The following is a 25018-nucleotide window of genomic DNA, read 5'->3' as shown; positions in this document are numbered from 1 at the left end:
CTTGGCTTGTAAGCACTCCTGAACACATCAAGCTCTCGCTCTCCTTGTTCAGAAGCTGCGCTTCGGGCCTCAGCCCCCCGCGCAGTCCATAACCATAACACCACATACCCCCATTCACGCAACTACCAAACTCTCAGGGCATCTCAAGACTTGCTTCCACTGGCGAGAACAGGAGTCATCACTAGGTTTCGGGGATCTCCGGAGGAGAACCATGGCCGGACGGTTCAGCCAGCAGAACCAACGGGTGCGCCCGAGTTCCAAAGAGGATCAGGTCGTTCTGAAAGCCCGTGAGCATTTCGAGCGCACGCTGATTCCTGTGCGCGGACACCTCGCCGGAAGCGTCGCAGCCCTGGAACACCCACGACACGACGAAGCGCTCAACTACGGCGAGATCTTCCTGCGCGACAACGTGCCGGTGATGGTTTACCTGCTCACGCAGAAGCGCTTCGACGTCGTCAAGCAGTTTCTGAGTCTCTGCCTCGATCTCCAAAGCACCACGTATCAGACCCGAGGGGTTTTCCCCACAAGCTTTGTCGAAGAGAACGGTCAACTGATTGCCGACTACGGGCAGCGCTCCATTGGTCGCATCACATCTGTTGACGCAAGCCTTTGGTGGCCCGTGCTGTGCTGGATGTACGTGAAATCCAGTGGGGACGAGGACTTTGCCTCCAGCCAAGCGGTTCAGCGCGGCGTGCAACTGCTGCTCGACCTCGTGCTGCACCCGACCTTTGAAGGCACACCCGTTCTGTTCGTACCCGACTGTGCCTTCATGATTGATCGTCCGATGGACGTTTGGGGAGCGCCGCTTGAAGTGGAAGTTCTCCTTTATGGATCACTGCGCTGCTGTGCCCAGCTGATGGAGCTCGGGCGAAAGCACCAAAGCAGCCGACTGCTGGATCAACGGCTCGTTCTGACCCGGCAATGGGTTCATGACCTGCGGCAGTTTTTGCTCAAGCATTACTGGGTCACCAGCAAAACCATGCAGGTGCTGAGACGCCGGCCTACGGAGCAGTACGGAGACAACCAGCACCAAAACGAATTCAATGTTCAGCCTCAGGTGATTCCTGACTGGCTGCAGGACTGGCTTGAAAACCGCGGTGGGTACCTGATCGGAAACATGCGCACAGGCCGACCCGACTTCCGTTTTTACAGTCTTGGCAACTCACTGGGCTGTTTGTTCGGACTGCTCACGGCACCGCAACAGCGCGCCCTGTTCCGACTGACGCTGCACAACCGTGATCACCTGATGGCCGAAATGCCGATGCGCATTTGCCATCCCCCGATGGAAAGCCTGGAATGGCAGAACAAAACCGGGTCTGACCCCAAAAACTGGCCCTGGAGTTACCACAACGGTGGACACTGGCCCAGCCTTCTCTGGTTTTTCGGCAGTTCCATCCTGTTGCATGAGCGCCGCCACCCCCATGCTGATGTGTTGCTCATGGGGCAGATGAAAGCCTTGCTCGAAGAGTGCTACTGGAGTCATCTCAACCAGTTGCCGCGTCAACAGTGGGCTGAATACTTCGATGGTCCAACGGGCACCTGGGTCGGACAGCAATCAAGGACCTATCAAACCTGGACCATCGTTGGCTTTCTCCTCCTCCATCATTTTTTACGGGTTAATCCCGATGATGTTCTCTTGCTCGACCTCGATGAGGGAGCTGTTCCGGATCCGGACTCGCACGAGAGTCAGACAAGCCACAACCCATAAACCGCCAGACAAGCCAAGCCCAGTGGGAGCCCAATCAGCGTGAATTCAATGATTGAGAACGCCTTGCTGCCCCGTTGCTCAGCCGACTGAAGAATGATGATATTGCTGGCTGCGCCAAACACGGACAACGTCCCCGCGGCTGTACTGCCAGACGCCAAAGCCAAAAGCTGGGCAGGGCTCTCGGGCCCTTGATTCAAGAGCGGAAGATAAAGCTCAACCAGAGGAACGTTGGACATCAACTGGCTGACCACGCTGCTGATCAGAACAATCTGTGGAATGCCGCGCACATCAACATGTGTGCGCTCAAGCAGGGACTGAAACACCCCGGAGTTCCAGACTGCCTGAGTCAGCACAAACAATCCCACAAAAAAGAGGAGCGTGCTCCAGTCCATGCGTTGGAGCGTGCTCAGTCGTCGTCGACTCAACAGAAGCACTGGCGCACCGGCAATAAGTCCGATCACCGCGAAGGGCAAATCAAACAGACCACCAGCGCGAATCAAAACCAGCTTGAGACCGATGCCCAACAGCAGAAGCACCAATCCAGCCCAACAGAGGCGTGAAAGAGCGCGATCCACAGGCCCCGTGGTGACAGGGATCACCCGATGATTGGCTAACTGGCGCCCAAAGCGGATCCACAGCACGAGGAGCACCAAACCCAGGCACAAAAGGGTTGGCCAAAACAATCCACCAAGAAACGTCTCAAAGGGGCGATTCAAATCACCCTGGGTGGCAATGAGCAGATTCTGGGGATTGCCGATCGGACTCATCACACTGCCGATCGATAGGGCGTAAGCAAACGCCAACAGGAACGGTTGGCTCGGCAATTGGTTGTGTGTGGTGAGTGCAAGCAACAAGGGGACACCAAGAATCGCCGCCGTGTCGTTGGTTAACAGCGAGGCGCTCAAACCACCGACCACCACCACCAACACGAGCAAAAGTGAAGCCGTCTGGGCACGCCCCCAAACGAAGGTCCCCAGCTGCGCAAGCGTGCCGCTGTCTTCAAGTGCCTGAGAGAGAACAAAAACACCGAAGAGATAGAGGATCACATCCAGATTGATCGCCTTGAAAGCATTGAACAGACTGATCTCGCCACTCACGATCACCAGCACGGCACCCAGTGCCATCAACACTGAAATCGATGGGAGCCCTGGGATGAACCCACGCAGGAAGATCGCCAAGAAGACCAAGATCAAGATGACAAGCGCTAAACCAGGCATCTGAAGCAACCGATAACACCCAGACAGTGATCGCACTCACAAAAAAAGCCCGGTCTTGTACCGGGCTTTGAAATCAATGCAATCGTTAATGGGATCAGAAGAGTCCCAGAGTGAGTGATTTGTCGATGGGGAGAGCAGCACCGATGCCGAGATAAATCGTGGTGACGGTTCCGAAGAGAAACACAGCCATGGCCACTGGACGGCGGAACGGATTCTGGAACTTGTTGAAGCTCTCGATGAAGGGAACAAGCATCAGACCCAGAGGAATCAGAGTCTGCAAAGCGATCCCAAGCAGCTTGTTGGGAACAACGCGCAGGATCTGGAAGACCGGGTAGAGATACCACTCAGGAAGAATTTCCAGAGGAGTGGCAAAGGGATCAGCCTTATCGCCCAGCATTGCTGGGTCGAGAACCGCAAGACCCACCACACAAGCGATGGTTCCGAGGATGACGACAGGGAAGATGTAGAGGAGATCATTCGGCCAAGCCGGCTCTCCGTAGTAGTTGTGCCCCATGCCCTTGGCGAGCTTGGCACGCATCTTGGGATCAGAAAGATCCGGCTTCTTGAGAATGTGCATGGATCAGCTGGAGATGAAAAGACCTTAGACAGACCTGAATTTTCTGATCAAAAGCAATCAGAGACTGAAACGGATCACAACGGACCGGAAATGCCCTGCTTCCGGATCATCAGGAAGTGCATGAGCATGAACACCGCGAGCAACCAGGGCATCACGAAGGTATGGAGGCTGTAGAAGCGAGTGAGCGTTGATTGCCCAACACTCTCACCACCACGCAGAAGCTCGACCATGAAGTCTCCCACCACTGGAATGGCAGCTGGCACACCAGACACGATTTTCACGGCCCAGTAACCAACTTGATCCCAAGGGAGGGAATAGCCGGTGACTCCAAAAGACACAGTGATCACAGCCATCGTCACACCGGTGACCCAGGTGAGCTCACGAGGACGCTTGAAGCCTCCGGTGAGATAGACCCGAAACACGTGAAGAATCAGCATCAGCACCATCATTGAGGCGCTCCAGCGATGCACCGAGCGGATCAACCAACCGAAGCTCACGTCAGTCATCAAATACTGAACAGAGCTGTAAGCCTCAGCAACGGTGGGCTTGTAGTAGAAGGTCATCGCGAACCCAGTAGCGAACTGGATCAGGAAGCAAACCAACGTGATGCCACCCAGGCAATAAAAAATGTTGACGTGCGGGGGCACGTACTTGCTGCTGATGTCGTCAGCAATGTCCTGGATTTCAAGACGTTCCTGGAACCAGTCGTAGACGGGTGAGGAGTTCGCCATTCAATTGCGAGCTTGGATTGCGAGAGTCTACCGGCGACACTTTGGTAGAGGCGCAAGAATGAGGCCAATGTTGCCGACTGTTAACAGCATGACAGAACGATTGCAGCGCCTTGCATCTGGGTTGTTCATCGGCATCCTGGTCACCCTGCTGTGTGTGCCTCAGGCCCTCGCCCTCAACGACGCGCAGCAGCTGGTGGTGGAGAGCTGGCGTCTTGTGAATCAAAGCTATGTCGACCCCGAAGTGTTCGAGACGATCCGCTGGAAGCGGCTGCGTCAGAAAGCCCTGGAAAACACCATCGAAACCAGTGAGCAGGCATACAGCGCGATCGAAACCATGCTGCTGCCTCTGAATGACCCCTACACACGCTTGCTAAGGCCTGAGGACTACACGGTGATGAAAGCCAGCAATGAAGGAAGTCTCAGTGGCGTGGGCTTGCAGCTCGGACATCCAGCGAACGGAGACTCCATCGTCGTGATTGCCCCACTCGAGGGCTCACCGGCGGCCGATGCCGGCGTTGTGAGCGGGACAGAGATCCTTGAAGTGGATGGCGAACGGGTCGAGGCTCTTGGGCTCGAAGCGACCGCAGCGCGTCTTCGGGGAGCCGTGGGCAGCCAGGTGTTGGTGACATTGGTGCCCCCCCAGGGCCAACCCGAAGAGATCAGCCTGGAACGACGAACCATTGACCTGCGGCCTGTGAGAACACGCCGCCTGCGCAGCGATGCGCACACCCTTGGCTACCTGCGCATCACGCAGTTCAGTGAAGGCGTTCCTGCTCAGGTGAGGGAAGCGCTTGAGGAGCTTTCTGACAAGAACGTTGAGGGGCTCGTGCTCGATCTCCGCAACAACTCCGGGGGGTTGGTGAGTGCAGGTCTGGCTGTGGCTGATGTGTTCCTAGATCAGGAGCCGATCGTGGAAACACGCAATCGCGACGGCATTGCCGACCCCATTCAGGCTGGCGCTGGGGAGCTGTACAGCGGGCCCATGGTGACCCTGGTCAACAGTGGAACCGCAAGCGCCAGCGAAATCCTCGCTGGCGCACTCCAGGACGATGATCGTTCCCTACTGCTTGGCGACAAAACCTTCGGCAAGGGACTGATTCAGACCCTCACGAACCTGAGCGATGGCAGCGGTCTCGCTGTCACGGTGGCGGGTTACCTCACCCCGAGCGGACGGGATATCCAAGGGCAGGGCATCCAACCCGATCGGATTTTGGACCAACCGGAGCCGCTCAACCCCGGGGGAGATGGCGATCGCTGGCTGAATGACGCCGAGCGGGTGCTTCAGGCGCTGATCGAACAAGACCATCCAGGCGATCAGTCCCAGCCGTTGGAGAGCACGGACCTGGCACCGGACCCGACCTAATGGCATCCCGGACGTACCACGACCCGTTGCATCGAGGCATCAGCCTCGATGCAAGCGATCCAGCGGAAGCCATGGTGCTCTCGCTCGTGGATTCAGCGCCGTTCCAACGCTTGCGCCGAATTCGGCAGCTCGGGCCTGCGTTTCTCACCTTCCATGGAGCCGAATCAAGCCGATTCACCCATTCCCTTGGGGTGTTTTCCATTGCCCGGCGGGCGATGGAAAAGCTCAAAAGGCAGGATCCAGCCCTCGAGCAGCAACGGGGTGTTCTTTATGGCGCCGCCCTGCTGCACGACTTGGGACATGCCCCGCTGAGCCACACCGGGGAAGAGATGTTCGGCACCCACCACGAGCAGTGGTCGGCACGGGTGATCCGGGAGCATGCTCAGATTCGAGATTCCCTGGAGCACTACGCGCCCGGGACCGCTGATGCAGTGGCGGATCTCCTCGAACGTGGTCAGGCGGAACGGGGGGTGATCAAATCCCTGGTCAGCAGCCAGCTGGATTGTGATCGTCTCGACTATCTGCTGAGGGACAGTTACAGCACGGGCGCCCGCTATGGGCAGCTTGACCTCGACCGCATTCTTGCGGCCATGACCCTTGCTCCTGACGGAGAGCTGGCCATTCATCCCAAGGGATTGATGGCCGTGGAGCACTACTTGGTGGTTCGCAACCTGATGTATCGCAGCGTTTACAACCACCGCTTGAACGTGATGTGCAACTGGCTGCTGGAGCGCCTCATTCAAGAAGCGCGCCATCTCGGCCCTGATCACGTCTGGGCGGACTCCACCATGCGTCGTTGGCTGTGGGGGTGCGAACGGCTTGATCTTGAGACCTACCTCGCCAATGACGACCTGCGCGTCGGCTATCACCTGCAGCGCTGGCAAGCCGAAGCGCCCGCCCCCCTGGCAAGCCTGTGCGATCGCTTTCTCAATCGCCGGCTGCTCAAAGCGCTGGATGTGAGCTCACTGCAAACCTCCGATCGACTGGAACTGCTTGCTGCAGCACAGACGATGTCGGAATCAGCCGGACTTGACCCCAGCTACTGCTGCGGGCTTCGACAGCATCAGCTCCACGGCTACCACCCCTACAGGGGAGGTCTACGGCTCTGGGATGGACATAACCTTCAGGCCCTTGAACAGGAGTCGGCACTCGTGAACAGCCTGGCCACACCGGCAGAATCGGCCTGGTTGATCCACCCCCCAGACATCGCCGCCGAACTCAAGGCAACGATGAGACGAGAAGTTCGTCTTTCTCAGGGGTAACGTCTGGCCATGAATGCTGCGTCCCGTGCTCGGGCCCGACGTGTCCTGATCCTGCCGCCCCAGCGCAGCTGTGACTGGCGTCAGTGGCTCCCTGATCAACGTGAGTTTCTAGCGGCAGGATCCGTTGACCTCCACTTGGGTGACTGGTCGATGGGTTGCCGAGAGCTCACTGAACTCATGGATGCGCTTGCACGCGAGGGTTACACAGTGCAGCAGGTCATCACCCACTGCGCCACAACACAGATCGGAGCCGCTGCTCTTGGCTTTCCGAGCAGCCACAGGCCAATTCAGGAATCCGGAAAGGACAACGGAGACACCGACAGCACCGACAGGCGCGGAGACCTGAGAATTCACAGGGGAACACTTCGAGCCGGGGATCAGTTCAACAGCGAGGGGCATGCGCTGATCATCGGCGATGTGAACCCAGGAGCCTCGGTCACAGCCAAAGGAGATGTTTACGTTTGGGGTCGCTTGCGCGGACGCGCCCATGCCGGGGCCGCCGGATCTCCGTCGGCTCGGATCATCGCGTTGCAGCTGAGGCCGTTGCAGCTGCGCATCGCCGATCTTGTGGCCCGTGGGCCCGAGGAACCTCCATGGCCCGGACAGGCGGAACAGGCTTGCATTCGCGATGGGGACATCGCCATCGAACCGGCCCAGCCTCCCTTCCTGGATGATCAAACGAATCAGCGGAAAAGTTTTTCAGCCGGTTGAAGCCATTAATGTGACCGCACCAAACGGGACCCCGTGACGATTTCGCGAACGATCCTGATCTGCTCAGGCAAAGGCGGCGTTGGCAAAACGACGCTGACCGCCAATCTCGGCATCGCCCTCGCCAGGCAGGGTGCACGCACGGTGGTGCTGGATGCTGATTTCGGACTGCGCAACCTTGACCTGTTGCTCGGCCTGGAAAACAGGATCGTGTACACAGCTCAGGAAGTGCTGGCAGAAACGTGCCGCCTGGATCAGGCCTTGGTGAAGCACAAGCAGGAGTCGAATCTCGCCCTGCTGCCCGCCGGCAACCCACGGATGCTCGAGTGGTTAAAGCCCGAGGACATGCAGGCCATCGTCAGCATGCTGTCTGAACGGTTCGACTACGTCCTGATCGATTGTCCTGCTGGAATCGAAGACGGGTTCAAGAATGCTGCGGCGGCCGCCAAGGAGGCGATCGTGATCACCACTCCCGAAGTTTCTGCGGTGCGGGATGCTGACCGCGTCATCGGTCTGTTGAACACGCGGGGGGTCGCCCCGGTGCAGCTCGTTCTCAATCGGGTGCGCCCTCGGATGATGGCGAACCAAGAGATGCTTGCTGTCGACGATGTCACCGACATCCTTGCTCTCCCTTTGCTGGGACTGGTGCTCGAGGATGAGCAAGTGATCGTGAGCACGAACCGCGGTGAACCACTCACTCTCAACGGCAGCGCCTCTCCTGCAGCGAAGGCCTACACCCACATTGCGCGTCGCCTGCAAGGTGAGGACGTGCCACTGATGGATCCCGCACGGGAAGGGCGAACAGGACTGCGTGCCAAGGTTCGCCGACTGATGCAAACCAAGATCTTCTGAACGCCATGACTCTTCAGGACCTTCTGGATCGAATTCTTGGTCGCCAGCCGGCCAGTGCCACCACGGCCAGGGAACGCCTTCAGCTTGTGCTGGCTCACGATCGCAGCGATCTGAGCCCAGAGCTGCTGGATCAGATGCGCCGGGAAATTTTCGAGGTTGTAGCCAAATACGTGGATATCGACCTGGAAGAGGGTGATGTCACGCTTGAGACGGAAGATCGTGTCACCGCGCTTGTGGCCAATCTGCCGATCAGACGATCCATGGCCTCTTCAAAACCTGGCAGTTGAACCGTGGAACCCTCGCAACAGCGAGACCCAACGGAATGGCCCATTCAGCCAACCTCACCCAGGCCGAGATCAATGTGATTCAGCTTCTGAGCCACGGCATGAGCAACAAAGCCATGGCTCAAACCTCGATGGTCAGCATCCGAACCATCGAGAGTCATGTCAGCCATGCGCTCATGAAAACAGGCTGCCGCTCTCGCTTGGAACTGGTTCTTTGGTGGCAGAAGCAAACAAGAGCGCTCCATGGCCAACCCATCAGTAAACTTCCCCCCATGCCGGCTTAGCTCAGTGGTAGAGCAGCGCTTTTGTAAAGCGAAGGCCGTCGGTTCAAATCCGTCAGCCGGCTTCGACGAAAGAACACATCTCAGGCGCGATCACGGTGGCCGGCCAGAAGCCACAGCCCCGTCAGTGCAAACAGCCAAGGCAGCACGTTGAGCTCGAACACCGGCGTGAGGAGACGAATCACCGGCTCGAGAAGCCAGTGAAAAGCCGTCTGGAGAAACAGCACAACCGCTATCAGCCAGATCATCGCGTTAAGCGCTGCCGTCTGGAACCATCACAGCGCCCTGACGAAGCATCTGCCAGCACCCCGGAGACGTCCATTTCAAAACGGTGCTGGCCAAACCCGAAGGTTGGGGCCAAGGCAAAGGACCGAGCAGGGGCAGACCGGAGAACGCCGCTGCCGCCTGCTCAGCGCTGCAACTGGGAGGAGCACCGGATCGATTGGCGCTCGTAGTGGCCAAAGGACCGCTCCGGGCCAGCAGAGATCGGGTCGCTGCACAAGCAGGAATCCTCATGCCAAGGGAGTCTTGGCCGGGATTGAGGTGATTCACCAACGCCCCCGCCGCAGGCAGAACCAGCGTGAGCGGGCCCGGCCAATAACGCTCGGCTAGGGGAAGAGCATCCAGCTTGGCGATGTGCGTGGTGAGGTCGAGGAGCTCGACAGCCTCAGCTGCCATCAGGATCAACGGTTTGTCCTGGGGACGTTGTTTCAACGTCCAGATCTGAGCGGCTGAGGACGGAGTACAGGCCAACGCCGGCAGCGTATCCGTCGGCAAAAGTGCAGCGCCCCCGCCGCGGAGGTAATCCGCAATCTGATCCACTGCCATCAGTCGTTCACCCAGAGGCGTCATGACCATCGCCTGGAAAGACCTCACCTTCGCAAGGGACGCCGCGCCAAGGCGAAACGCATCACGCCCTGAAGGTCAGGACGGGCCTGAACAGCCTCGAGGCCTGCATCGCGCAGCAGCACCAAAACAGCTTCGCTCTGGTCATGGTGATGCTCCAGCAAGAGCCATCCCCCTGGAGCCAGAGCCCTCGGGGCGCCAGAAATAAGAGCCCGGCAACAGTCCAGCCCGTCATCACCGCCTGAGAGGGCGAGATGGGGTTCATGATCGCGAACCACCGGCTCGAGCCCCTGCACCTGAACACGAGGAATGTACGGAGGGTTCGAAACCACCAGGTGCACGGTGCCCCACCAGGGCTCCAGGGGCTCCCACCAGCTGCCCTGATGCAACGTCCAGCAAGGCGAAGGCGCGAGTGATCGGAGATTGGCTCGCGCCAGTTCAAGAGCCTCGGCGCTGAGATCAACGGCATGCCCCTCCCAACCAGGCAAGGATCGGGCGAGCGCGACCGCTAAAGCGCCGCTGCCAGTGCCGAGATCAGCCCAGACTCCAGCCTGAGGGAGAGCCTCTGACTCAGAGGGCTTCAGGCACTGCAAGGCCAGATCAATCAGCAGTTCAGTCTCCTGGCGCGGAATCAACGCAGCGGGGCTGACCTGCAACTCCACATCTCGCCATGGACACCGTCCCACCAGATGCTGAAGGGGAACGTGTTCGGTGACATGTCGATGCCACAACAACTCCAGGTCATGGAGGGATGCGGCGAGATGAACGGTTGATTCCGGCAGGATGCGCAGCTTTTGCATAGCCGCCCAGCCGAGATCGCCGCGCATCATCAGCAGCCAGTCAAAATCAACAGCGCGGCCTCCTTGCATGAGCAGGGATTGGCGCCAGGCCAGCAGGTCTTGCGCGGAACAACGCGTTGTTGGCATGGGCAAAACCTAGAGGGAGCGCCAGCGCAGGCCGGGCATCGGTGTGACAACTCCATCCAGCTCTAACTGCATCAACTGCTGCGCGATGTGCTGAGGATCGTCCTGAAGACTCCTCGCCATCTGCTCAAGAGTGGCTCCGTTGTCGACTTGCTGGAGCAGCTTCACCGTCGACGGTGTTCGTGGCATCGGCTTGCCCACCGAGTCCGGAGAGGGGACGGGGCCGGTTCCCAGCGCATGGATGAATGCGCTGAGATCAACCAGAGCGGACGCTTGCCGTTGCAGGAGTGCATTGCTGCCCTGTGCGGAGTGACGCATCGCGTCGCCTGGAACCACCCAGAGCGGAAGTCCCATCGACTGGGCGATGGCCGCGGAATGCAGCGCACCACTGCTCTTGGGACATTCAACGATCACCACAGCCCTGGCAACAGCCACCAGCAACCGATTCCTAAGGGCAAAGGTTGATCGTTGAACCCTGGCATCATCCCTGAGCTCAGTGAACAGAAGACCGGTTTCTGCGACAGACATCTGCAGGCCACGATGCTCCTGGGGATAGGCCCGATGCAATGGAGTACCGAGGACTCCAACGGGCACACCCTTGGCTTGCACACAGGCCCGATGAACGGCCGCATCAATGCCTTCAGCCAGCCCACTCACCACCGGCCATCCAGCCGAAGCGAGAGACCGCCCAAGCGCCTCGGCCATGCGCACTCCATGCACCGACGGCCGACGGGTCCCGATGACCGCAACAGCCTGACGCCTCGAGAGCAGGGGCCAAAGATCACGGCGACCACACCATTGCAGCGAAAGAGGCGGACGATCCAGATCGCTCAGGGACGCTGGCCAGAGTGCGTCCATCGGCAGCAGAACATGATCTGGAACCGAGGCACTGCCTGGTGATCGCCACGATTGGCGATAGTGCGCCAGCGAGTCAAGCAATGAATCCGGCCAGCCAAGAGCCTCGTGAAACCTGGAGAGAGGCCAATCCCAGAGATCGCCCAATCCACAGGCCAGCTCGCAAGACAAATCGGCGAGCTGCCGCATCCGCGTGAAACCGATCCCGGGACAGCCCGACCAAACCCACCACCACGAACGGTCCAACACCGGCAACCAGTACACATGTATTGATTTCAGTCGGCTGCCTTGCGGCCTGTCAAGACCTCAAAAACCTCCGCCACCTCCTCTGGTGGATGGCGCAGCACCCTCCGAGCGCCCCCCACCTTCACAAGCGCCAAGTCCACCCTTGCTTCCACCGCGCAAACCCCCGCGCGAACAACACGCGTTGTCCACGGCCAGCGCACACCATGGCGAGGCTGCGGCCACGACTCAAGCAGAACCTCATCCCCGAGCCGCAAGGCCTCCCGATAGCGAATCTCAAGGCGCACCACTGGCATTTCCAGCCCAAGCGCCACGAACCGCTCGTAAGGGAAGCCAATGGCGCTGAGCGCCTCAATCCTGGCCTCCTCCAGCCAGGCCACATAACCTCCGTGCCACATCACGCCACCATGATCCGTGTGCTGCGGAAGAACTCGCTTCGCGAGACGAAAGGGATTCGCCGTAACGCTCTCATTCACCATCGAAAAGCCTTCGCAAAACAGCCATAGGCTGCTGCATGTCTGAAGCAATGCAGTGTTCAAGAACCTGTTGATCGCCGACTCCGGCAAAGGCCACGTGGAAGAAATGGTCCGCATGCTGCGCGACCTACCGGCTTTTCAGACAGCGAGAGTGAACTTGCTGCATGTGGTATCTGAACAGAGCAAGGACGATTCAGATCAGCACTGGACCAAAGCCGGCAGCCTTCTGGCCAAGGCCGTTGACAACCTGGGCCTCAACCCAGGCGACGTGAACTCAATCATTCGTCAAGGGGACGCCAAACAGACCGTTCTCAAGGTGGCTGACGAGCTCGATGCTGACCTGATCGTGATGGGCTCCCGCGGCCTGGGACGCCTGCAGTCGATTCTCGCCAATAGCGCCAGTCAGTACGTTTTTCAGTTGTCCACCCGGCCCATGCTCCTGGTGCGCGACGACCTTTACGTCAGGCACATCAATCGCGTTTTGGTGACGATCGACGGCACTGGCGTTGGGGACGACGCCCTGAAGCTGGCCTGCGACATGGTGAAGGACATCCCCGGCGGACAACTCACTGGCGTGCACGTATCACGCACAGAACGCACCCCATCGCGCGGCGGAGCGGGGAGCAGCGACAGCCTGCTGGATCGGGCTGTACAGAGAGCGCGCATGCTTGGTGTCACCCTCAACCCGCTCCACGTCACAGACGCCGATGTCGGGAAAGGGGTTTGTCAAGCTGCCGAGACAATCCAAGCGGATCTTGTCGTGCTTGCCTCGCAAGATCGACGCCCGCTGGTGGCGAGGGGCCTTGTTGACCTCGACAAGCTTCTCGGGGGATCAGTGAGTGACTACATCAGGGTGCATGCTCCAGCACCGGTACTGCTCGTTCGCGAACCCGAGCAGCGCTAAGCCGAAGTGGTCGCAAGGAGGTTCATCCCTCCTTGCTGTTGGTTTGGATAAAGAGAATGATCAAGAAAACGGTTGGCACGAGCACAAACAGGAGGCTGGCCACGAAACCGAGGTCGTTGGTTTCCATGAACAATCGAGAATCTGATGGAACGTATCACTGCCTGGAAGGGTTCGACGCGAACCCATCACGGCTCGTCACCGGGTGTAGCAGGAGCTTCATTGGATAACTGGCTCTGATCATCCGCATCGGCATCAGCCTCCTCCTCTTCTTCACTGGTTTCCACAACAGGCCATGCCGTCGGCCCTGGCGGAAGGGGTGCATTGAGAGCCGCTTCGATGCGGCGGCGTTGATCGGACATCGACACCTGGGGCCTGGTGAGGATGACGACGGACCGTTCCACCAGTGCCTGGCAAGCGAGCCTCCAGCTGTCGGGGCGACGGCGAAGCTTGGCCTCTTCGACAGCTGTACGGCCAGTCAGGGAAGCAGCGGCTGTCTGATCCCCCTTCACCTCCACAAAACAGGTGATGCACTGTCCACATCCACCACAGTTTCCCAGCTGTCCTTTCAAGCCGTAGAGCTGAATCCCCTCCCTGAGGGCCACATCTCGAAGGTTCTCGCCTGGATAGCACTCCACATCGCGACCTTCACGCACAAACCGGATCACTGGCATGGAATCTCCCGGAAGCGACGCACGGCAGCGCCAAAACGCCAACACTCTGGAGCCTGAAGTTGCGATTTGTAACCCCCCTGCGGAGACTTGGCGAAGCCAGTTGAAAAGGCAGGGATAAGTGCCAGCCGGGGACAGCAGCAATCACGCCATAGCCAGCCCAGACGTTGCAGCTCACGACAAGGGCACGCGCACACTGAGATGGACGCCTTACGATCGCCGGGTCTGGCTGCCTTTGCAGCTCCGTTCCCCCGAACCTGACCCATGGGATTGCCCTGGTATCGGGTGCACACCGTCGTCATCAACGACCCCGGCCGCCTCTTGGCCGTGCACCTCATGCACACTGCCCTCGTTGCCGGCTGGGCCGGCTCGATGGCCCTTTACGAACTTGCCATCTTCGACCCGTCCGATCCTGTCCTGAACCCCATGTGGCGTCAGGGCATGTTCGTGATGCCCTTCATGGCGCGCCTCGGCGTGACCGACAGCTGGGGTGGTTGGAGTATCACAGGCGCCACCGGTGTTGATCCAGGTTTCTGGAGCTTCGAAGGCGTTGCCGCCGCCCACATCGTGTTCAGTGGCTTGCTCATGCTGGCTGCCATCTGGCACTGGACTTATTGGGATCTCGAGATCTGGCAAGACCCCCGCACCGGGGAGCCTGCTCTCGATCTTCCCAAGATTTTCGGTATCCACCTCCTTCTGGCCGGTCTTGGTTGCTTCGGCTTCGGAGCTTTCCACCTCACTGGTGTCTTCGGACCAGGAATGTGGATCTCAGACCCCTATGGAATCACCGGTCACCTCGAGCCGGTTCAACCGTCATGGGGTCCGGAAGGTTTTAATCCCTTCAACCCTGGTGGCATCGTTGCCCACCACATCGCTGCCGGAATTGTCGGCATCATTGCCGGAATTTTCCACATCACAACCCGTCCTCCCGAGCGTCTGTATAAGGCACTTCGAATGGGCAACATCGAAACGGTGCTCGCCAGCGCAATCGCAGCTGTGTTCTTCGCCGCCTTCATCGTTGCCGGCACGATGTGGTACGGAGCGGCTGCGACTCCGATCGAATTGTTCGGACCCACGCGTTACCAGTGGGATCAGAACTACTTCAAAACCGAGATCAACCGTCGCGTTCAAACAGCGATGGATCAAGGTGCAACGGCTTCTGAGGCCTACGCATCTATCCCCGAAAAACTGGCCTTCTACGACTACGTGGGCAACAGTCCTGCCAAGGGCGGTCTGTTCCGCGTCGGTCCGATGGTGAATGGCGACGGACTGCCCACCGGCTGGCTCGGCCACATCTCCTTCACTGATAAAGAAGGTCGTGACCTGCAGGTTCGCCGCCTCCCCAACTTCTTCGAGAACTTCCCCGTCATCCTCGAAGACAGTGATGGAATCGTTCGCGGTGACATTCCTTTCCGCCGCGCTGAAGCGAAGTATTCCTTCGAACAGCAAGGCATCACGGCAACCGTGTACGGCGGTGCCCTTGATGGTCAAACCTTCACTGATCCCGCAGAAGTGAAGCGTCTGGCTCGTAAAGCTCAGCTGGGTGAAGCGTTCGAATTCGACCGCGAGACTTACAACTCTGACGGAACCTTCCGCAGTTCACCCCGTGGCTGGTTCACCTTTGGGCACGCCACCTTCGCACTGCTGTTCTTCTTCGGACACATCTGGCACGGTGCTCGTACTCTTTACCGCGATGTGTTCGCCGGTATCGATCCCGACCTCGGTGAACAGGTGGAATTCGGCCTTTTCCAGAAACTGGGAGACCGCTCCACCCGTCGTCTGCCCGATGGCTACGTGCCACCGGCAGGCTCCCCCCTCAGCTAATCGCCCTCCAGGAGTTATTCGATGGAAAGCTTTGCTTACATCCTCATCCTCACCCTTGCGATTGCCACTCTCTTCTTCGCCATCGCCTTCCGCGACCCCCCGAAGATCGGCAAGTAGCCCTTCCAACCCCGCCATTCGGCGGGGTTTTTTTATGTCTTTCAAGGGAAATCACTTCGGCTCTGTTCACCTCTGGACGCAAACCGTATGATTGGTGCACATTCGAAACATCGGGCGTGCAGTGCCCTTCCTGCCAAAACACTGATAGCCGCGTGCTCGAGTCACGAGCAGCCGATGGTGGCCGCAGTGTGCGTCGTCGCAGGGAGTGTTTGAACTGTGAGTTCCGCTTCACCACCTATGAACGGGTGGAGACCGTTCCAATCACGGTGATCAAACGGAACGGCAACCGCGAAACTTTCAGTCGCACCAAGCTTCTTCACGGGCTCAGCCGTGCATGCGAGAAAACAGGACTACCCCCTGAACGTCTCGAAACACTTGTGGATGAACTCGAATTGGCCTTGCAGCAACGCAATGGTCGCGAGGTCTCAAGCCATGACATCGGTGAACTCGTGCTCGAGCAGCTCAAAGAGTTGAGCGAGGTTGCATACGTTCGTTTCGCCTCGGTTTATCGGCAATTCAGTGGTGTGAGCGATTTCGTGGCCACGCTCGAAGGCATTCATGCCTCCAAGACGCGCCTGGAAGCACTGGTTTAAGACCTCGCAGCTCCACTCTGTAAAGTGAGGGATTGCCTGATTCAGGTCGGCGGGCCTGAAACAGTTTCCTTCGCTCTGCTCCCCGAGCAGACCGCCAACCCTCCATGACTGTCACCTCCACTGATCCCGTTCAGGATCCTGCTGTGGAAACGGCTGAAGCCCTTAGCAACGGGGCCGACGCAGCAGCGGAAGTCGCCGACCAGGCTGAGTTCGGCACGGATGAGGATCTCAGCATCCCCGACGACATCCCCACCGCTGACGATCCGAGCAGTCGTGCCGCAAGCCGGGACATGGACAACGCCGGCTTCACGCTGGATGAGTTTGCAGCCCTTCTCAGCAAGTACGACTACAACTTCAAACCTGGCGACATCGTGAACGGCACGGTGTTTGCCCTGGAATCGAAGGGCGCCATGATCGACATCGGCGCAAAAACTGCGGCCTTCATGCCCCTTCAGGAGGTTTCGATCAACCGTGTGGAAGGGTTGAGCGATGTGCTGCAACCAGGGGAGATCCGCGAGTTCTTCATCATGAGTGAGGAGAACGAAGACGGTCAGCTCTCACTCTCCATCCGCAGAATCGAGTATCAACGCGCCTGGGAACGCGTTCGCCAACTTCAGAAAGAAGACGCCACGATCTACTCCGAGGTGTTTGCCACCAACCGAGGTGGTGCCCTGGTGCGTGTGGAAGGTCTGCGTGGATTCATTCCCGGGTCTCACATCAGCACCCGAAAGGCCAAGGAAGAACTGGTTGCCGATTTCCTTCCACTCAAATTCCTCGAAGTCGACGAAGAGCGCAACCGCCTCGTGCTCAGCCACCGCCGCGCACTGGTGGAACGGAAGATGAATCGCCTGGAAGTTGGCGAAGTTGTGGTGGGTACCGTTCGCGGCATCAAGCCTTACGGCGCCTTCATCGACATCGGTGGTGTCAGCGGCCTGCTTCACATTTCGGAGATCAGCCACGAGCACATTGAGACCCCCCACTCCGTGCTGAATGTGAATGATCAGATGAAGGTGATGATCATCGACCTCGATGCCGAGCGAGGACGCATCTCCCTGTCGACCAAAGCCCTTGAGCCCGAGCCTGGTGACATGCTCACCGATCCTCAGAAGGTGTTCGACAAGGCCGAGGAGATGGCGGCCCGTTACAAGCAGATGTTGCTTGAACAAGCCGAGGAAGGCGAAGAGCCGCTGGGCTCGATGATGGTCTGAGTTGCTTGAGCCCCTTGGCTCATCTCAACCTCCGGGGCCATCGCATTGGTCCGATCGACGGGGTGCTGTTCGACAAGGACGGCACCCTTTCTCATAGCGAGCCTCAGCTCAAGATCCTGGCCGATGCCCGGATCGCAGAAGCCAAACGCCAGTTCGCAGCCCAGGGCGCATCAGGCAACGACCTCAACGAGCTTGAAGGGTTGCTGGTTCGCACCTATGGACGCAATCGGGATGGAGTGATGCCCGATGGGACCCTGGCTGTCGCTTCGAGGCAGCACAACATCCTGAGCACAGCCACGGTGTTCGCACAAATGGCCCTGGGATGGCCCAAGGCCTTACTGCTCGCGGAAGACGTTTTTGACCGTGTGGATGCCCAGTGGCAAGACCTGCATCCCGATGGACATCCGGTCTCCCTGTTGCCGGCAGCCTCGACCATGCTTCGCGCGCTCAAGGATGCCGGTGTGATCTGCGCAGTGATCAGCAATGACACCACCGATGGCATCCAAGCATTTTTGAAGCATCACCACCTCACCGACATGTTCGCGGCGGTGTGGAGTGCAGACTGCTTTCCCTGCAAACCAGATCCAGCTGCGGTGCACGCCCTTTGTGACCAACTCAACGTGCCGGTCGAGCGCTGCGCTCTTATCGGCGATGCCGACACGGATTTGTTGATGGCCAAGCGGGCGGGTATCGCCGCCGCCATCGGCTATGTGGCCGGTTGGCATCGCTGCCCTGATCTCACGGCGCATGACTATTTGATTCATCACTGGCAAGACCTCACCGTGGTGCCGCCATCAGCACAACCTTGATGCGGGAACTCCACGCTTTACAGTCCGACGAATTCAACAGCCCGGTATGAGTCGCTACGTCTTCACCTCCGAATCGGTCACAGAAGGGCATCCCGACAAAATCTGTGACCAGGTGAGTGACGCAGTTCTCGACGCCCTGCTGGCTCAAGACAGCAGCAGCAGGGTCGCTTGTGAAACGGTGGTTAACACCGGACTGTGCATGATCACCGGTGAGGTGACCTCCAAGGCCCAGGTTGACTTCATCCACCTGGTGCGTGACGTCATTCGCGAGATCGGTTACAGCGGCGCCAGGGCCGGAGGATTTGACGCCAATAGCTGTGCCGTTCTCGTCGCCCTCGACCAACAGTCTCCCGACATTGCCCAAGGTGTGGATGAAGCCGATGACCACGAGGGAGACCCTCTCGACAAGGTCGGCGCCGGAGATCAGGGCATCATGTTTGGCTACGCCTGCAACGAAACGCCCGAACTGATGCCATTGCCCATCAGCCTGGCGCACCGGCTGTCTCGCCGCTTGGCTGAAGTGCGTCATAACGGCACCCTGGATTATTTGCTCCCTGACGGCAAAACCCAGGTGAGCGTGGTGTACGAGAACGACAAGCCCGTTGCCATCGACACGATCCTGATCTCGACCCAGCACACCGCTGAAGTAGCCGGCCTGAGTGACGAACAGCAGGTTCGCGAACGCATCAGCGACGACCTCTGGACCCATGTGGTGGAACCTGCCACGGCCGACCTTCCGCTGAAACCGTCCAAAGACTCCACGCGTTATCTGGTGAATCCCACCGGCAAGTTCGTTGTGGGAGGCCCCCAGGGCGACGCCGGACTCACAGGCCGAAAAATCATCGTGGACACCTATGGCGGTTATGCCCGTCACGGTGGTGGTGCCTTCTCCGGAAAAGACCCCACAAAAGTGGACCGTTCAGCAGCGTATGCAGCCCGTTACGTGGCCAAATGCCTTGTGGCCGCAGGACTTGCCCAACGCGCTGAAGTGCAGCTGAGCTATGCCATCGGGGTGGCGAAACCAGTCTCGATCCTGGTGGAGTCCTTCGGAACGGGCAAAGTTTCGAATGCGGAACTCACCGAACTGGTTCAACAGCACTTTGATCTGCGTCCGGGAGCCATCATCCAGCAGTTCAAATTGCGTGAGATGCCCGCGTTGAGCGGAGGTCGTTTCTACCGCGACACCGCTGCCTATGGCCACTTCGGTCGTCCCGACCTGAAGCTGCCTTGGGAAGACGTTGAGAACAAGGCATCAACCTTGCTTCAGGCCGAAGCCAGCCGCCTTCAACAGGGCAACACCCTCTGATCACTGGTGCGAACACCATGGCGAACACGCCGCTTGCCCTAGGGATCGACCTGGGAACGAGTGGCGTGAGGATCGCCGTGATCGATGGCGACCGGTCGCTGCTGTTCAGCGCGGCGACCGGCTACCGCCAGGGCCTGCATGCACCGTCTGACTGGATTCGGGCTCTGACAGAGCTCATACCTTCCATCCCCCCACCGATCCGCAAGCGAATGGGGGCTTTGGCTGTGGATGGAACTTCCGGCACGCTGCTCGCCTGCAACCATCAGGGCACTCCCCTGGGCGATGCACTGCCCTATCACCAAGCCTGCCCAGAACAGATCGAGCACGTGCGTGATCTGGTCACCGAGGGCGGACCAGCTTGCAGCGCCAGCAGCAGCCTGGCCCGTGCCCTGAGGTTGCTAAAACAACATGAGCACCCTGTTTTGCTCAGACACCAGGCCGATTGGGTGCATGGGTGGCTTCTCCAGGACTGGCGCTGGGGAGAGGAAGGCAACAACATCAGACTGGGCTGGCTTCTGCAAGACCAGTGCTGGCCACAGAGCTTTCAGCGAGAAGCATGGATGGCAGCGTTGCCCGACATCCGCCCCAGCGGAACACCCCTGGGAACGCTGTCAAGGCAGCGCTCCAACGAGCTCGGATTACCCAATGACCTGATCGTGGTCGCTGGCACCACCGATGCCAACGCTGCGGTGTTGACGGCCGATGCAGCAGACGATGAGGGCATCACCGTTCTGGGCAGCACCCTTGTGATCAAGCGCTTCATGGATGAGCCCCTCAGGCCTGGAGCCGGCACCTCCACCCATCGGGTGGGTGGCCGGTGGCTTGGGGGAGGAGCCTCGAACAGTGGAGGGGCCGTGCTGCGCCAGGTGTTCCCAGGGGTCGACCTCACAGAGCTGAGCCGTCAGATCGATCCCGAAGAGTCCAGCGGGCTTGATTTACGACCGCTGGCGTGCAAAGGAGAGCGCTTCCCCGTGGATGATCCGGAACAGGAGCCCGTGCTCACGCCCCGCCCAGTCAGTGATGCGCTCTATCTCCATGCACTGCTGGAAGGTCTCAGCAGAATTGAACGGGATGGTTGGCAACGCTTGCAGCAACTCGGAGCTCCAGCACCCAAAAAGCTCGTGACGCTGGGAGGGGGTGCCAGAAACCCGCAATGGCGACGTCTGCGCGAGCGCATGCTTGGACTGCCGATCCGCAGCTGCACCACTCCTCCGGCTGCAGGGGTTGCCCGTCTGGCACTCACCGCTCTGCAACAAAAGTCCTCTCCAGAGAGTCATTCCGGGTGAGAATTGATTGAGCTTCTCTGAACCCTTGCCCAACCGACTGCGTGACGTCCTGGCTGTGGGTCTGTTCCTGGTTCTCGCGGGCTACGTGGGGTTCAGCGGCTTCCGCCTGGCGCTGCTGCTTTGGCAACGCTTCGGCTGACACACCTTGACCGCGCTCGATCCCCATGGCTGCCGACCCTCTCACCCCTGCCGTCAGCGACCGCATCTGCCGTCATATGAATGACGACCACAGCGATGCCGTTCTGCGCTATGCCCACCATTTCGGAGGGGTTCCAGCCGCAACGGCGGCAACAATGAAAGAGGTCACAGCTGAGGCGATGACGTTGGAGGTGGATGACCAGGTCGTGCGCATCCCCTTCGACCATCAGCTCACTGACAGCGACGACGCGCACAGAACCCTGGTGGCGATGCTCCGGGCCATGCCCGCGCCTGCGACCGGAGGGGAATCCTGAGGCAGCGCTGAAGACCACTCATTGCTGACTCCCCTCAAGGACTGCCTCAAGGATCTGCTCACCACCCTCGAGTGCCCACTCTGCAGACAAGAGCTTGAACGTTCTCCTCGGCGGGGAGCGCTTTGCATGGCCTGTTGGCAGCGCATGGATCTTGCTGCTGCTGGAGTGCAAGGCCAACACCCCTGCCCTTGGACGGCAGCGGGTTGGTACGACGGGGCACTGCGCCAATTGATCTTGCAGTTGCGGCGCCATCCTGATCTCCGCCTTCTCCATGTGCTCACCGATGGTCTCGGTGCGGCCCTGCCCAACGATGCCGTTCTGGTTCCCATCCCCGGCTGGAAGGCCGGATCCAGACGCAATCCTCTGCCCACAATGATCTGTCGATCCCTGCAGCGGACCACTCGATCGCTGCTGAAGCGCTCAAGGCCAACTGTCGGCCAGCACCATCTCAACCGCCAGCAGAGGATGACGAACCAAAGGGGAAGCTTCGTTGTCGACGCTGGGGTGCAGGTCCCCCGATCTGTGCAGGATCCCCAAGACGAAGCGCCGGAACTCTGGCTCGTGGACGACATCCTCACCAGTGGAGCCACAGCCAGGGCTGCCATGGACGCCCTGCATAATCAGGGAATCACGGTGCGTGGCGTGATCTGCTTGGGCAGGACGCCCCTCGGACGCACACGGTGATTTAAGATCTCCATGTCGCGCAGACAACGCGCCGGGATAGCTCAGTTGGTAGAGCAGGCGACTGAAAATCGCCGTGTCCCCAGTTCAAATCTGGGTCCTGGCATTTCGCCAATCGTTCGTTGATACGTTTTCCTGTCAATGACGATCGTCAGTTCAACAATCCTGACGGTTTCGCGATGGCGTTCGATCCTGCATGGAAAGAATGCCATCGCAGAGGGCTGCTCTCAGGTCTCAATGTTGATGAACAGATTGAGGCAGTCATCAAAACCGTCGATGATCACCCTTTCATTCAGTCCAGCCCTGAACAAGCAAGGCAGGTCGCCAAATTCCGGGTGCGCTTGCTTGATCTTTCAGGCTGAGTGAGGGACTTGATCACCTCAGGCGCTGAGCAGATCAATTTGCTCCTGATCAAGAGCTGAATCCTCCACGCTGTCCTCGTCTGCAGGAGGCATCTCTACATCATCCATCTGTCCACCGTCGATGGCTGAATGGTCCATCTCTGATTGGTCCATGTCTGCATGATCCATCTGGGGATCATCCACGTACACCGTTTCGTCGACCTGCTCGTCAGAAGGCTCAACGAGCCGAAGGGCAGGCTCGCAGGGCTCCTCCGAGAGCAAGCCATGGAGATGACGCAACCGATCACTGCTTTCAGCGAGGAGCTGCTGACTCTCCTCGTCGTTGGTCGTTGGATGGTTTGCCTCAGCCTCAAGGTGCTGAATTCGCTGTTCCAGCGACAGCAAGCGAAGCGTGAGTGACTCGGCAATCTCACTCACGGCATGGAGTTGACGGCTGAGCTGCTGCATCGTGGCCACTGAGGCTTCACCAGAGGTCATGGGAAGTGAAGTCAACGCATTCCTTGCGGATCGTATCGATCGTGAAGATGTTGTCCAGCAAGGAGATCTCTACCAATCCTGATCCCAGCGCAAAGATCCCTGATCAACAGGTCACGTCCCTCAAGAACAACAGCGGTACTGTGACCGGCAAAGGGGAGGACCGATGACCGCATCATCTGCAACCATCATCCGCTCGCTCACAGCTGAACTCGCACCGGAGATGGAGCGTCGGTACAGCATCGGGGGAGGTGTTCTGCGTATCAATGTGAAGCCCGATGACTTAACCCTCTGGGAGGACACGTACAAAACCGTTCCAAAACCCTGCAACATCCTCCTCGCCTGTGAAGCCAGTTCCAGCGATTTGGAAATGACGCAATTGACATGGGTCGTTGGAGCCGCCATTCGGGGCACTTTTATGCAGTCAGCTGATGCAACCGTTGCCCTGTTGAAGCAACTCGGCGTCAGCGATGGTCTCGCTGATTCCGTGCCAGCTCACTGCCCAGGCCTTGCCGTCAGCATTCCCTGGGCCTTTTATCTCGAGCGCCATGGGTGGCTGACCGCCTGCCCAATCGTCTCATCCGACAAGAACGCGACGCCACCAGCGTGAGCCCCTCAACGCCACCAAACCTCCAAGACCTTGCGAAGCGGGCGCAGGTATTTGACCGCAACATCCTGAGTGACCTTCCGCAAGACCTCTCCAAAGTGCTTGCTTCTGCCGACGCCGACAAGAGGATTCTGAATCAGAACGAATTGACGGCTGTTTGCCGCTGGGCAGGCACCGATGCAGAACCGCTCTGGATCCTTCAGGGTCTGATGCATCCTCTCGTAGACCAAGCAAAAGCCGAACTGCTCCGACAGCACCCTGAACTGACCCTTCCAGGTGGTGAGCTCCACCCGGAACATCGTGCGGAGGCCTGCTGGCGTGACTGTTTTCACTTTCTACGGGTCAGCATCTACGGCACAGCACTTGATCAAGATGACATCACCCACTCAGAGGGCATGAAAGCTCTCGTCGAGCTCTATGAGCTGGTCAACGTCCCCTTACCAGCATTGCTTGATGCGCTTGAGCACCTCCGTCGAATCAGCACTGATGTGATGAGCGGTCTGGCATCAGGCCGCCAAGCGGCAAGGCTCGGCGGCATCCTGGGCAGCATCTGCGAAAAAATTCGTAACGAGATGAAGACTGACGAAGCTTCTTGTCAATAAGCAAGAAAACCTAGAAAAATCCTCAGCAGCGAAACTGATTGCACGGATGTCTCTCCCGCTTCTTGACTACCCACTAAGCACACAGAACAACCGCGTCGCAAACATCACCTCTCGAGCTGAAGGCTTCAACCAAGTTGTCAATCAGAGCACTAGCAGTCGTGATCTACTGATCGAAAAGGCTTACCGCCAGATCTACTTCCATGCGATGAAACATGATCGCGACACCTGCCTGGAATCCCAGTTCCGCGCCGGAAGCATCACGATGCGCGATTTTGTCAGACAACTCCTCCTGTCAGAGCGATTCCAGCAGAGCTATTACCAATGCAACTCCAATTACAGAATGGTGGATCAGGTGATCGGGCGCGTCCTGGGGCGTTCTGTTCATAACGACGGAGAGCGGCGCGCCTGGTCGATCGTGATTGGAGAGAAGGGATTCACAGCATTTGTTGATGCGCTGCTTGAGAGCGATGAGTACATGAATAACTTTGGTTACGACCGCGTTCCCGAGCAACGCGCGCGAGTTCTCCCCGGGCAGCCAACAGGTGAAATTCCGATTTATCAACAATTTCCTCGCTACGGAGCGGACTGGCGTGATTCTTTGCAGGATCGGGCTCCAAGCGATCAATCCCAGTGGCAACAGCTCCAAGCTTCGTCAACATGGGTTAACGGGCAACCTCCTGCACTTGCACTCAAGATCTGGCTGGGAATTGCCGCGGTAGGAGCCTTCGAACTAGGACGCGTGATCCTTGTGATTGCTGTTTCTATGCTGCGCACTTGAATCTTTGCAATCGACCTCTTC

General features: G+C 58.9%; 32 protein-coding genes and 2 tRNA genes. 23 read left to right on the top strand and 11 right to left on the bottom strand.

Going from position 1 to position 25018, the window contains the following annotated elements; translation table 11 throughout:
- Positions 1-211: 211 nt before the first annotated feature.
- On the top strand, positions 212-1708 hold the full coding sequence (locus tag KQ296_RS01695; RefSeq protein WP_011932448.1) for a glycoside hydrolase 100 family protein: 1497 nt from the start codon (positions 212-214) through the stop codon (positions 1706-1708).
- Here KQ296_RS01695 and KQ296_RS01690 read toward each other — a convergent pair.
- The 3 genes from KQ296_RS01690 to petB all read right to left on the bottom strand — a co-directional run bounded on the left by KQ296_RS01690 (position 1687) and on the right by petB (position 4233).
- Complete coding sequence (locus KQ296_RS01690) at positions 1687-2886, bottom strand: SLC13 family permease (RefSeq protein ID WP_259726305.1); 1200 nt, start codon at positions 2884-2886, stop codon at positions 1687-1689. The two genes, KQ296_RS01695 and KQ296_RS01690, sit on opposite strands and share 22 nt — an antisense overlap.
- A gap of 133 nt (positions 2887-3019) precedes the next feature.
- Positions 3020-3502, bottom strand: coding sequence for a cytochrome b6-f complex subunit IV (gene petD, locus KQ296_RS01685; RefSeq protein WP_011932446.1), 483 nt, complete (start codon positions 3500-3502; stop codon positions 3020-3022).
- Between the two features lie 74 nt (positions 3503-3576).
- Complete coding sequence (gene petB / locus KQ296_RS01680; protein ID WP_006042106.1) at positions 3577-4233, bottom strand: cytochrome b6; 657 nt, start codon at positions 4231-4233, stop codon at positions 3577-3579.
- Between the two features lie 67 nt (positions 4234-4300).
- Between petB and ctpZ the strand changes: the two genes are divergently transcribed.
- The 7 genes from ctpZ (at position 4301) to KQ296_RS01645 (ending at position 9048) form a co-directional block, all read left to right on the top strand.
- Entirely contained in the window at positions 4301-5596 is a 1296-nt protein-coding gene (gene ctpZ / locus KQ296_RS01675) for a carboxyl-terminal processing protease CtpZ (protein WP_399239959.1), read from the top strand.
- A complete protein-coding gene (locus tag KQ296_RS01670; protein ID WP_011932444.1) occupies positions 5596-6858 on the top strand; it encodes an HD domain-containing protein in 1263 nt (420 codons plus the stop codon). The genes ctpZ and KQ296_RS01670 overlap by 1 nt, the downstream gene beginning before the upstream one ends.
- A gap of 9 nt (positions 6859-6867) precedes the next feature.
- The gene (gene minC, locus KQ296_RS01665) at positions 6868-7569 is read left to right on the top strand and encodes a septum site-determining protein MinC (RefSeq protein WP_011932443.1); all 702 of its coding nucleotides are present in this window, start codon (positions 6868-6870) and stop codon (positions 7567-7569) included.
- Between the two features lie 33 nt (positions 7570-7602).
- Positions 7603-8418, top strand: a complete 816-nt coding sequence (minD, locus tag KQ296_RS01660) for a septum site-determining protein MinD (RefSeq protein WP_011932442.1) — start codon at positions 7603-7605, stop codon at positions 8416-8418.
- Positions 8419-8423: 5 nt separating this feature from the next.
- Positions 8424-8705 carry a cell division topological specificity factor MinE gene (minE, locus tag KQ296_RS01655; RefSeq protein WP_011932441.1) on the top strand — a complete coding sequence of 94 codons (282 nt, stop codon included), beginning with the start codon at positions 8424-8426 and terminating at the stop codon, positions 8703-8705.
- Between the two features lie 35 nt (positions 8706-8740).
- On the top strand, positions 8741-8986 hold the full coding sequence (locus tag KQ296_RS01650; RefSeq protein WP_011932440.1) for a response regulator transcription factor: 246 nt from the start codon (positions 8741-8743) through the stop codon (positions 8984-8986).
- Positions 8977-9048 (top strand) — tRNA-Thr (locus KQ296_RS01645). Before KQ296_RS01650 ends, KQ296_RS01645 begins: the two co-directional genes overlap by 10 nt.
- 18 nt (positions 9049-9066) lie before the next feature.
- Here the strand turns inward: KQ296_RS01645 and KQ296_RS01640 are convergent.
- From KQ296_RS01640 to KQ296_RS01620, 5 genes are read right to left on the bottom strand one after another with little or no spacing between them, the layout of a single operon-like run.
- The gene (locus KQ296_RS01640; protein WP_011932439.1) at positions 9067-9231 is read right to left on the bottom strand and encodes a hypothetical protein; all 165 of its coding nucleotides are present in this window, start codon (positions 9229-9231) and stop codon (positions 9067-9069) included.
- A 4-nt stretch (positions 9232-9235) separates the two neighbouring features.
- Positions 9236-9835, bottom strand: a complete 600-nt coding sequence (locus KQ296_RS01635) for an L-threonylcarbamoyladenylate synthase (RefSeq protein WP_011932438.1) — start codon at positions 9833-9835, stop codon at positions 9236-9238.
- Between the two features lie 20 nt (positions 9836-9855).
- On the bottom strand, positions 9856-10755 hold the full coding sequence (gene prmC / locus KQ296_RS01630) for a peptide chain release factor N(5)-glutamine methyltransferase (RefSeq protein WP_011932437.1): 900 nt from the start codon (positions 10753-10755) through the stop codon (positions 9856-9858).
- A 9-nt stretch (positions 10756-10764) separates the two neighbouring features.
- Complete coding sequence (locus tag KQ296_RS01625) at positions 10765-11856, bottom strand: DNA-protecting protein DprA (protein WP_259726304.1); 1092 nt, start codon at positions 11854-11856, stop codon at positions 10765-10767.
- Positions 11857-11882: 26 nt separating this feature from the next.
- Entirely contained in the window at positions 11883-12329 is a 447-nt protein-coding gene (locus KQ296_RS01620) for a thioesterase family protein (RefSeq protein ID WP_011932435.1), read from the bottom strand.
- A gap of 52 nt (positions 12330-12381) precedes the next feature.
- Between KQ296_RS01620 and KQ296_RS01615 the strand changes: the two genes are divergently transcribed.
- Positions 12382-13230 carry a universal stress protein gene (locus tag KQ296_RS01615; protein ID WP_011932434.1) on the top strand — a complete coding sequence of 283 codons (849 nt, stop codon included), beginning with the start codon at positions 12382-12384 and terminating at the stop codon, positions 13228-13230.
- A 22-nt stretch (positions 13231-13252) separates the two neighbouring features.
- On the opposite strand, the gene psbM is transcribed toward KQ296_RS01615, so the two are convergent.
- Both psbM and KQ296_RS01605 read right to left on the bottom strand, forming a co-directional pair.
- Positions 13253-13357, bottom strand: a complete 105-nt coding sequence (psbM, locus tag KQ296_RS01610; protein WP_011932433.1) for a photosystem II reaction center protein PsbM — start codon at positions 13355-13357, stop codon at positions 13253-13255.
- A 58-nt stretch (positions 13358-13415) separates the two neighbouring features.
- Positions 13416-13901 carry a 2Fe-2S iron-sulfur cluster-binding protein gene (locus KQ296_RS01605; RefSeq protein ID WP_011932432.1) on the bottom strand — a complete coding sequence of 162 codons (486 nt, stop codon included), beginning with the start codon at positions 13899-13901 and terminating at the stop codon, positions 13416-13418.
- 261 nt (positions 13902-14162) lie between these two features.
- Here KQ296_RS01605 and psbB point away from each other — a divergent pair, with 261 nt between their 5' ends.
- The 11 genes from psbB to KQ296_RS01550 all read left to right on the top strand — a co-directional run bounded on the left by psbB (position 14163) and on the right by KQ296_RS01550 (position 22536).
- Positions 14163-15722, top strand: a complete 1560-nt coding sequence (psbB, locus tag KQ296_RS01600; RefSeq protein WP_011932431.1) for a photosystem II chlorophyll-binding protein CP47 — start codon at positions 14163-14165, stop codon at positions 15720-15722.
- A gap of 21 nt (positions 15723-15743) precedes the next feature.
- On the top strand, positions 15744-15839 hold the full coding sequence (locus KQ296_RS01595; RefSeq protein WP_006042122.1) for a photosystem II reaction center protein T: 96 nt from the start codon (positions 15744-15746) through the stop codon (positions 15837-15839).
- Positions 15840-15955: 116 nt separating this feature from the next.
- Positions 15956-16432 (top strand): transcriptional regulator NrdR, encoded by a 477-nt coding sequence (gene nrdR / locus KQ296_RS01590; RefSeq protein ID WP_041428360.1) that lies wholly within the window; start codon positions 15956-15958, stop codon positions 16430-16432.
- A gap of 104 nt (positions 16433-16536) precedes the next feature.
- Positions 16537-17640 (top strand): 30S ribosomal protein S1, encoded by a 1104-nt coding sequence (locus KQ296_RS01585; RefSeq protein ID WP_011932429.1) that lies wholly within the window; start codon positions 16537-16539, stop codon positions 17638-17640.
- Positions 17641-17654: 14 nt separating this feature from the next.
- Positions 17655-18449: an HAD family hydrolase gene (locus KQ296_RS01580; RefSeq protein WP_011932428.1), complete on the top strand. Its 795-nt coding sequence runs from the start codon at positions 17655-17657 to the stop codon at positions 18447-18449.
- Positions 18450-18495: 46 nt separating this feature from the next.
- Complete coding sequence (gene metK, locus KQ296_RS01575) at positions 18496-19755, top strand: methionine adenosyltransferase (protein WP_011932427.1); 1260 nt, start codon at positions 18496-18498, stop codon at positions 19753-19755.
- Positions 19756-19772: 17 nt separating this feature from the next.
- Positions 19773-21041, top strand: a complete 1269-nt coding sequence (locus KQ296_RS01570; protein ID WP_011932426.1) for an FGGY-family carbohydrate kinase — start codon at positions 19773-19775, stop codon at positions 21039-21041.
- Between the two features lie 164 nt (positions 21042-21205).
- Entirely contained in the window at positions 21206-21493 is a 288-nt protein-coding gene (locus KQ296_RS01565; protein WP_011932425.1) for a DUF2470 domain-containing protein, read from the top strand.
- Between the two features lie 21 nt (positions 21494-21514).
- Positions 21515-22177, top strand: a complete 663-nt coding sequence (locus tag KQ296_RS01560; protein ID WP_011932424.1) for a ComF family protein — start codon at positions 21515-21517, stop codon at positions 22175-22177.
- Positions 22178-22207: 30 nt separating this feature from the next.
- Positions 22208-22280: transfer RNA gene (locus KQ296_RS01555), tRNA-Phe, on the top strand.
- A gap of 73 nt (positions 22281-22353) precedes the next feature.
- Positions 22354-22536, top strand: a complete 183-nt coding sequence (locus KQ296_RS01550) for a hypothetical protein (RefSeq protein WP_311133850.1) — start codon at positions 22354-22356, stop codon at positions 22534-22536.
- A gap of 18 nt (positions 22537-22554) precedes the next feature.
- Here KQ296_RS01550 and KQ296_RS01545 read toward each other — a convergent pair whose 3' ends face one another.
- Positions 22555-23028: a hypothetical protein gene (locus KQ296_RS01545; protein ID WP_259726303.1), complete on the bottom strand. Its 474-nt coding sequence runs from the start codon at positions 23026-23028 to the stop codon at positions 22555-22557.
- Between the two features lie 148 nt (positions 23029-23176).
- Between KQ296_RS01545 and KQ296_RS01540 the strand changes: the two genes are divergently transcribed.
- From KQ296_RS01540 to KQ296_RS01530, 3 genes are read left to right on the top strand one after another with little or no spacing between them, the layout of a single operon-like run.
- Complete coding sequence (locus KQ296_RS01540) at positions 23177-23620, top strand: hypothetical protein (protein ID WP_011932421.1); 444 nt, start codon at positions 23177-23179, stop codon at positions 23618-23620.
- On the top strand, positions 23563-24219 hold the full coding sequence (locus tag KQ296_RS01535; protein WP_259726302.1) for a phycobilisome polypeptide: 657 nt from the start codon (positions 23563-23565) through the stop codon (positions 24217-24219). Before KQ296_RS01540 ends, KQ296_RS01535 begins: the two co-directional genes overlap by 58 nt.
- A gap of 46 nt (positions 24220-24265) precedes the next feature.
- Entirely contained in the window at positions 24266-24997 is a 732-nt protein-coding gene (locus KQ296_RS01530) for a phycobilisome rod-core linker polypeptide (RefSeq protein WP_011932419.1), read from the top strand.
- Positions 24998-25018 lie beyond the last annotated feature (21 nt).

This window comes from Synechococcus sp. CS-197 (assembly GCF_025128215.1).
GTDB lineage: Bacteria > Cyanobacteriota > Cyanobacteriia > PCC-6307 > Cyanobiaceae > Synechococcus_C.
Note: the sequence above shows the minus strand (reverse complement) of the source record. Positions and strands in the feature narration are given on the sequence as shown.

What these genes read in the sequence shown, in the direction of transcription:
- KQ296_RS01695 (WP_011932448.1), top strand. Translation starts at nt 212, where the DNA reads ATGGCCGGACGGTTCAGCCAGCAGAACCAACGGGTGCGCCCGAGTTCC.
- petD (WP_011932446.1), bottom strand. Translation starts at nt 3,502, where the DNA reads ATGCACATTCTCAAGAAGCCGGATCTTTCTGATCCCAAGATGCGTGCC.
- petB (WP_006042106.1), bottom strand. Translation starts at nt 4,233, where the DNA reads ATGGCGAACTCCTCACCCGTCTACGACTGGTTCCAGGAACGTCTTGAA.
- ctpZ (WP_399239959.1), top strand. Translation starts at nt 4,301, where the DNA reads ATGTTGCCGACTGTTAACAGCATGACAGAACGATTGCAGCGCCTTGCA.
- KQ296_RS01670 (WP_011932444.1), top strand. Translation starts at nt 5,596, where the DNA reads ATGGCATCCCGGACGTACCACGACCCGTTGCATCGAGGCATCAGCCTC.
- minC (WP_011932443.1), top strand. Translation starts at nt 6,868, where the DNA reads ATGAATGCTGCGTCCCGTGCTCGGGCCCGACGTGTCCTGATCCTGCCG.
- minE (WP_011932441.1), top strand. Translation starts at nt 8,424, where the DNA reads ATGACTCTTCAGGACCTTCTGGATCGAATTCTTGGTCGCCAGCCGGCC.
- KQ296_RS01650 (WP_011932440.1), top strand. Translation starts at nt 8,741, where the DNA reads ATGGCCCATTCAGCCAACCTCACCCAGGCCGAGATCAATGTGATTCAG.
- KQ296_RS01640 (WP_011932439.1), bottom strand. Translation starts at nt 9,231, where the DNA reads ATGATCTGGCTGATAGCGGTTGTGCTGTTTCTCCAGACGGCTTTTCAC.
- KQ296_RS01635 (WP_011932438.1), bottom strand. Translation starts at nt 9,835, where the DNA reads ATGACGCCTCTGGGTGAACGACTGATGGCAGTGGATCAGATTGCGGAT.
- prmC (WP_011932437.1), bottom strand. Translation starts at nt 10,755, where the DNA reads ATGCCAACAACGCGTTGTTCCGCGCAAGACCTGCTGGCCTGGCGCCAA.
- KQ296_RS01620 (WP_011932435.1), bottom strand. Translation starts at nt 12,329, where the DNA reads ATGGTGAATGAGAGCGTTACGGCGAATCCCTTTCGTCTCGCGAAGCGA.
- psbM (WP_011932433.1), bottom strand. Translation starts at nt 13,357, where the DNA reads ATGGAAACCAACGACCTCGGTTTCGTGGCCAGCCTCCTGTTTGTGCTC.
- KQ296_RS01605 (WP_011932432.1), bottom strand. Translation starts at nt 13,901, where the DNA reads ATGCCAGTGATCCGGTTTGTGCGTGAAGGTCGCGATGTGGAGTGCTAT.
- psbB (WP_011932431.1), top strand. Translation starts at nt 14,163, where the DNA reads ATGGGATTGCCCTGGTATCGGGTGCACACCGTCGTCATCAACGACCCC.
- KQ296_RS01595 (WP_006042122.1), top strand. Translation starts at nt 15,744, where the DNA reads ATGGAAAGCTTTGCTTACATCCTCATCCTCACCCTTGCGATTGCCACT.
- KQ296_RS01585 (WP_011932429.1), top strand. Translation starts at nt 16,537, where the DNA reads ATGACTGTCACCTCCACTGATCCCGTTCAGGATCCTGCTGTGGAAACG.
- metK (WP_011932427.1), top strand. Translation starts at nt 18,496, where the DNA reads ATGAGTCGCTACGTCTTCACCTCCGAATCGGTCACAGAAGGGCATCCC.
- KQ296_RS01570 (WP_011932426.1), top strand. Translation starts at nt 19,773, where the DNA reads ATGGCGAACACGCCGCTTGCCCTAGGGATCGACCTGGGAACGAGTGGC.
- KQ296_RS01565 (WP_011932425.1), top strand. Translation starts at nt 21,206, where the DNA reads ATGGCTGCCGACCCTCTCACCCCTGCCGTCAGCGACCGCATCTGCCGT.
- KQ296_RS01550 (WP_311133850.1), top strand. Translation starts at nt 22,354, where the DNA reads ATGGCGTTCGATCCTGCATGGAAAGAATGCCATCGCAGAGGGCTGCTC.
- KQ296_RS01540 (WP_011932421.1), top strand. Translation starts at nt 23,177, where the DNA reads ATGACCGCATCATCTGCAACCATCATCCGCTCGCTCACAGCTGAACTC.
- KQ296_RS01530 (WP_011932419.1), top strand. Translation starts at nt 24,266, where the DNA reads ATGTCTCTCCCGCTTCTTGACTACCCACTAAGCACACAGAACAACCGC.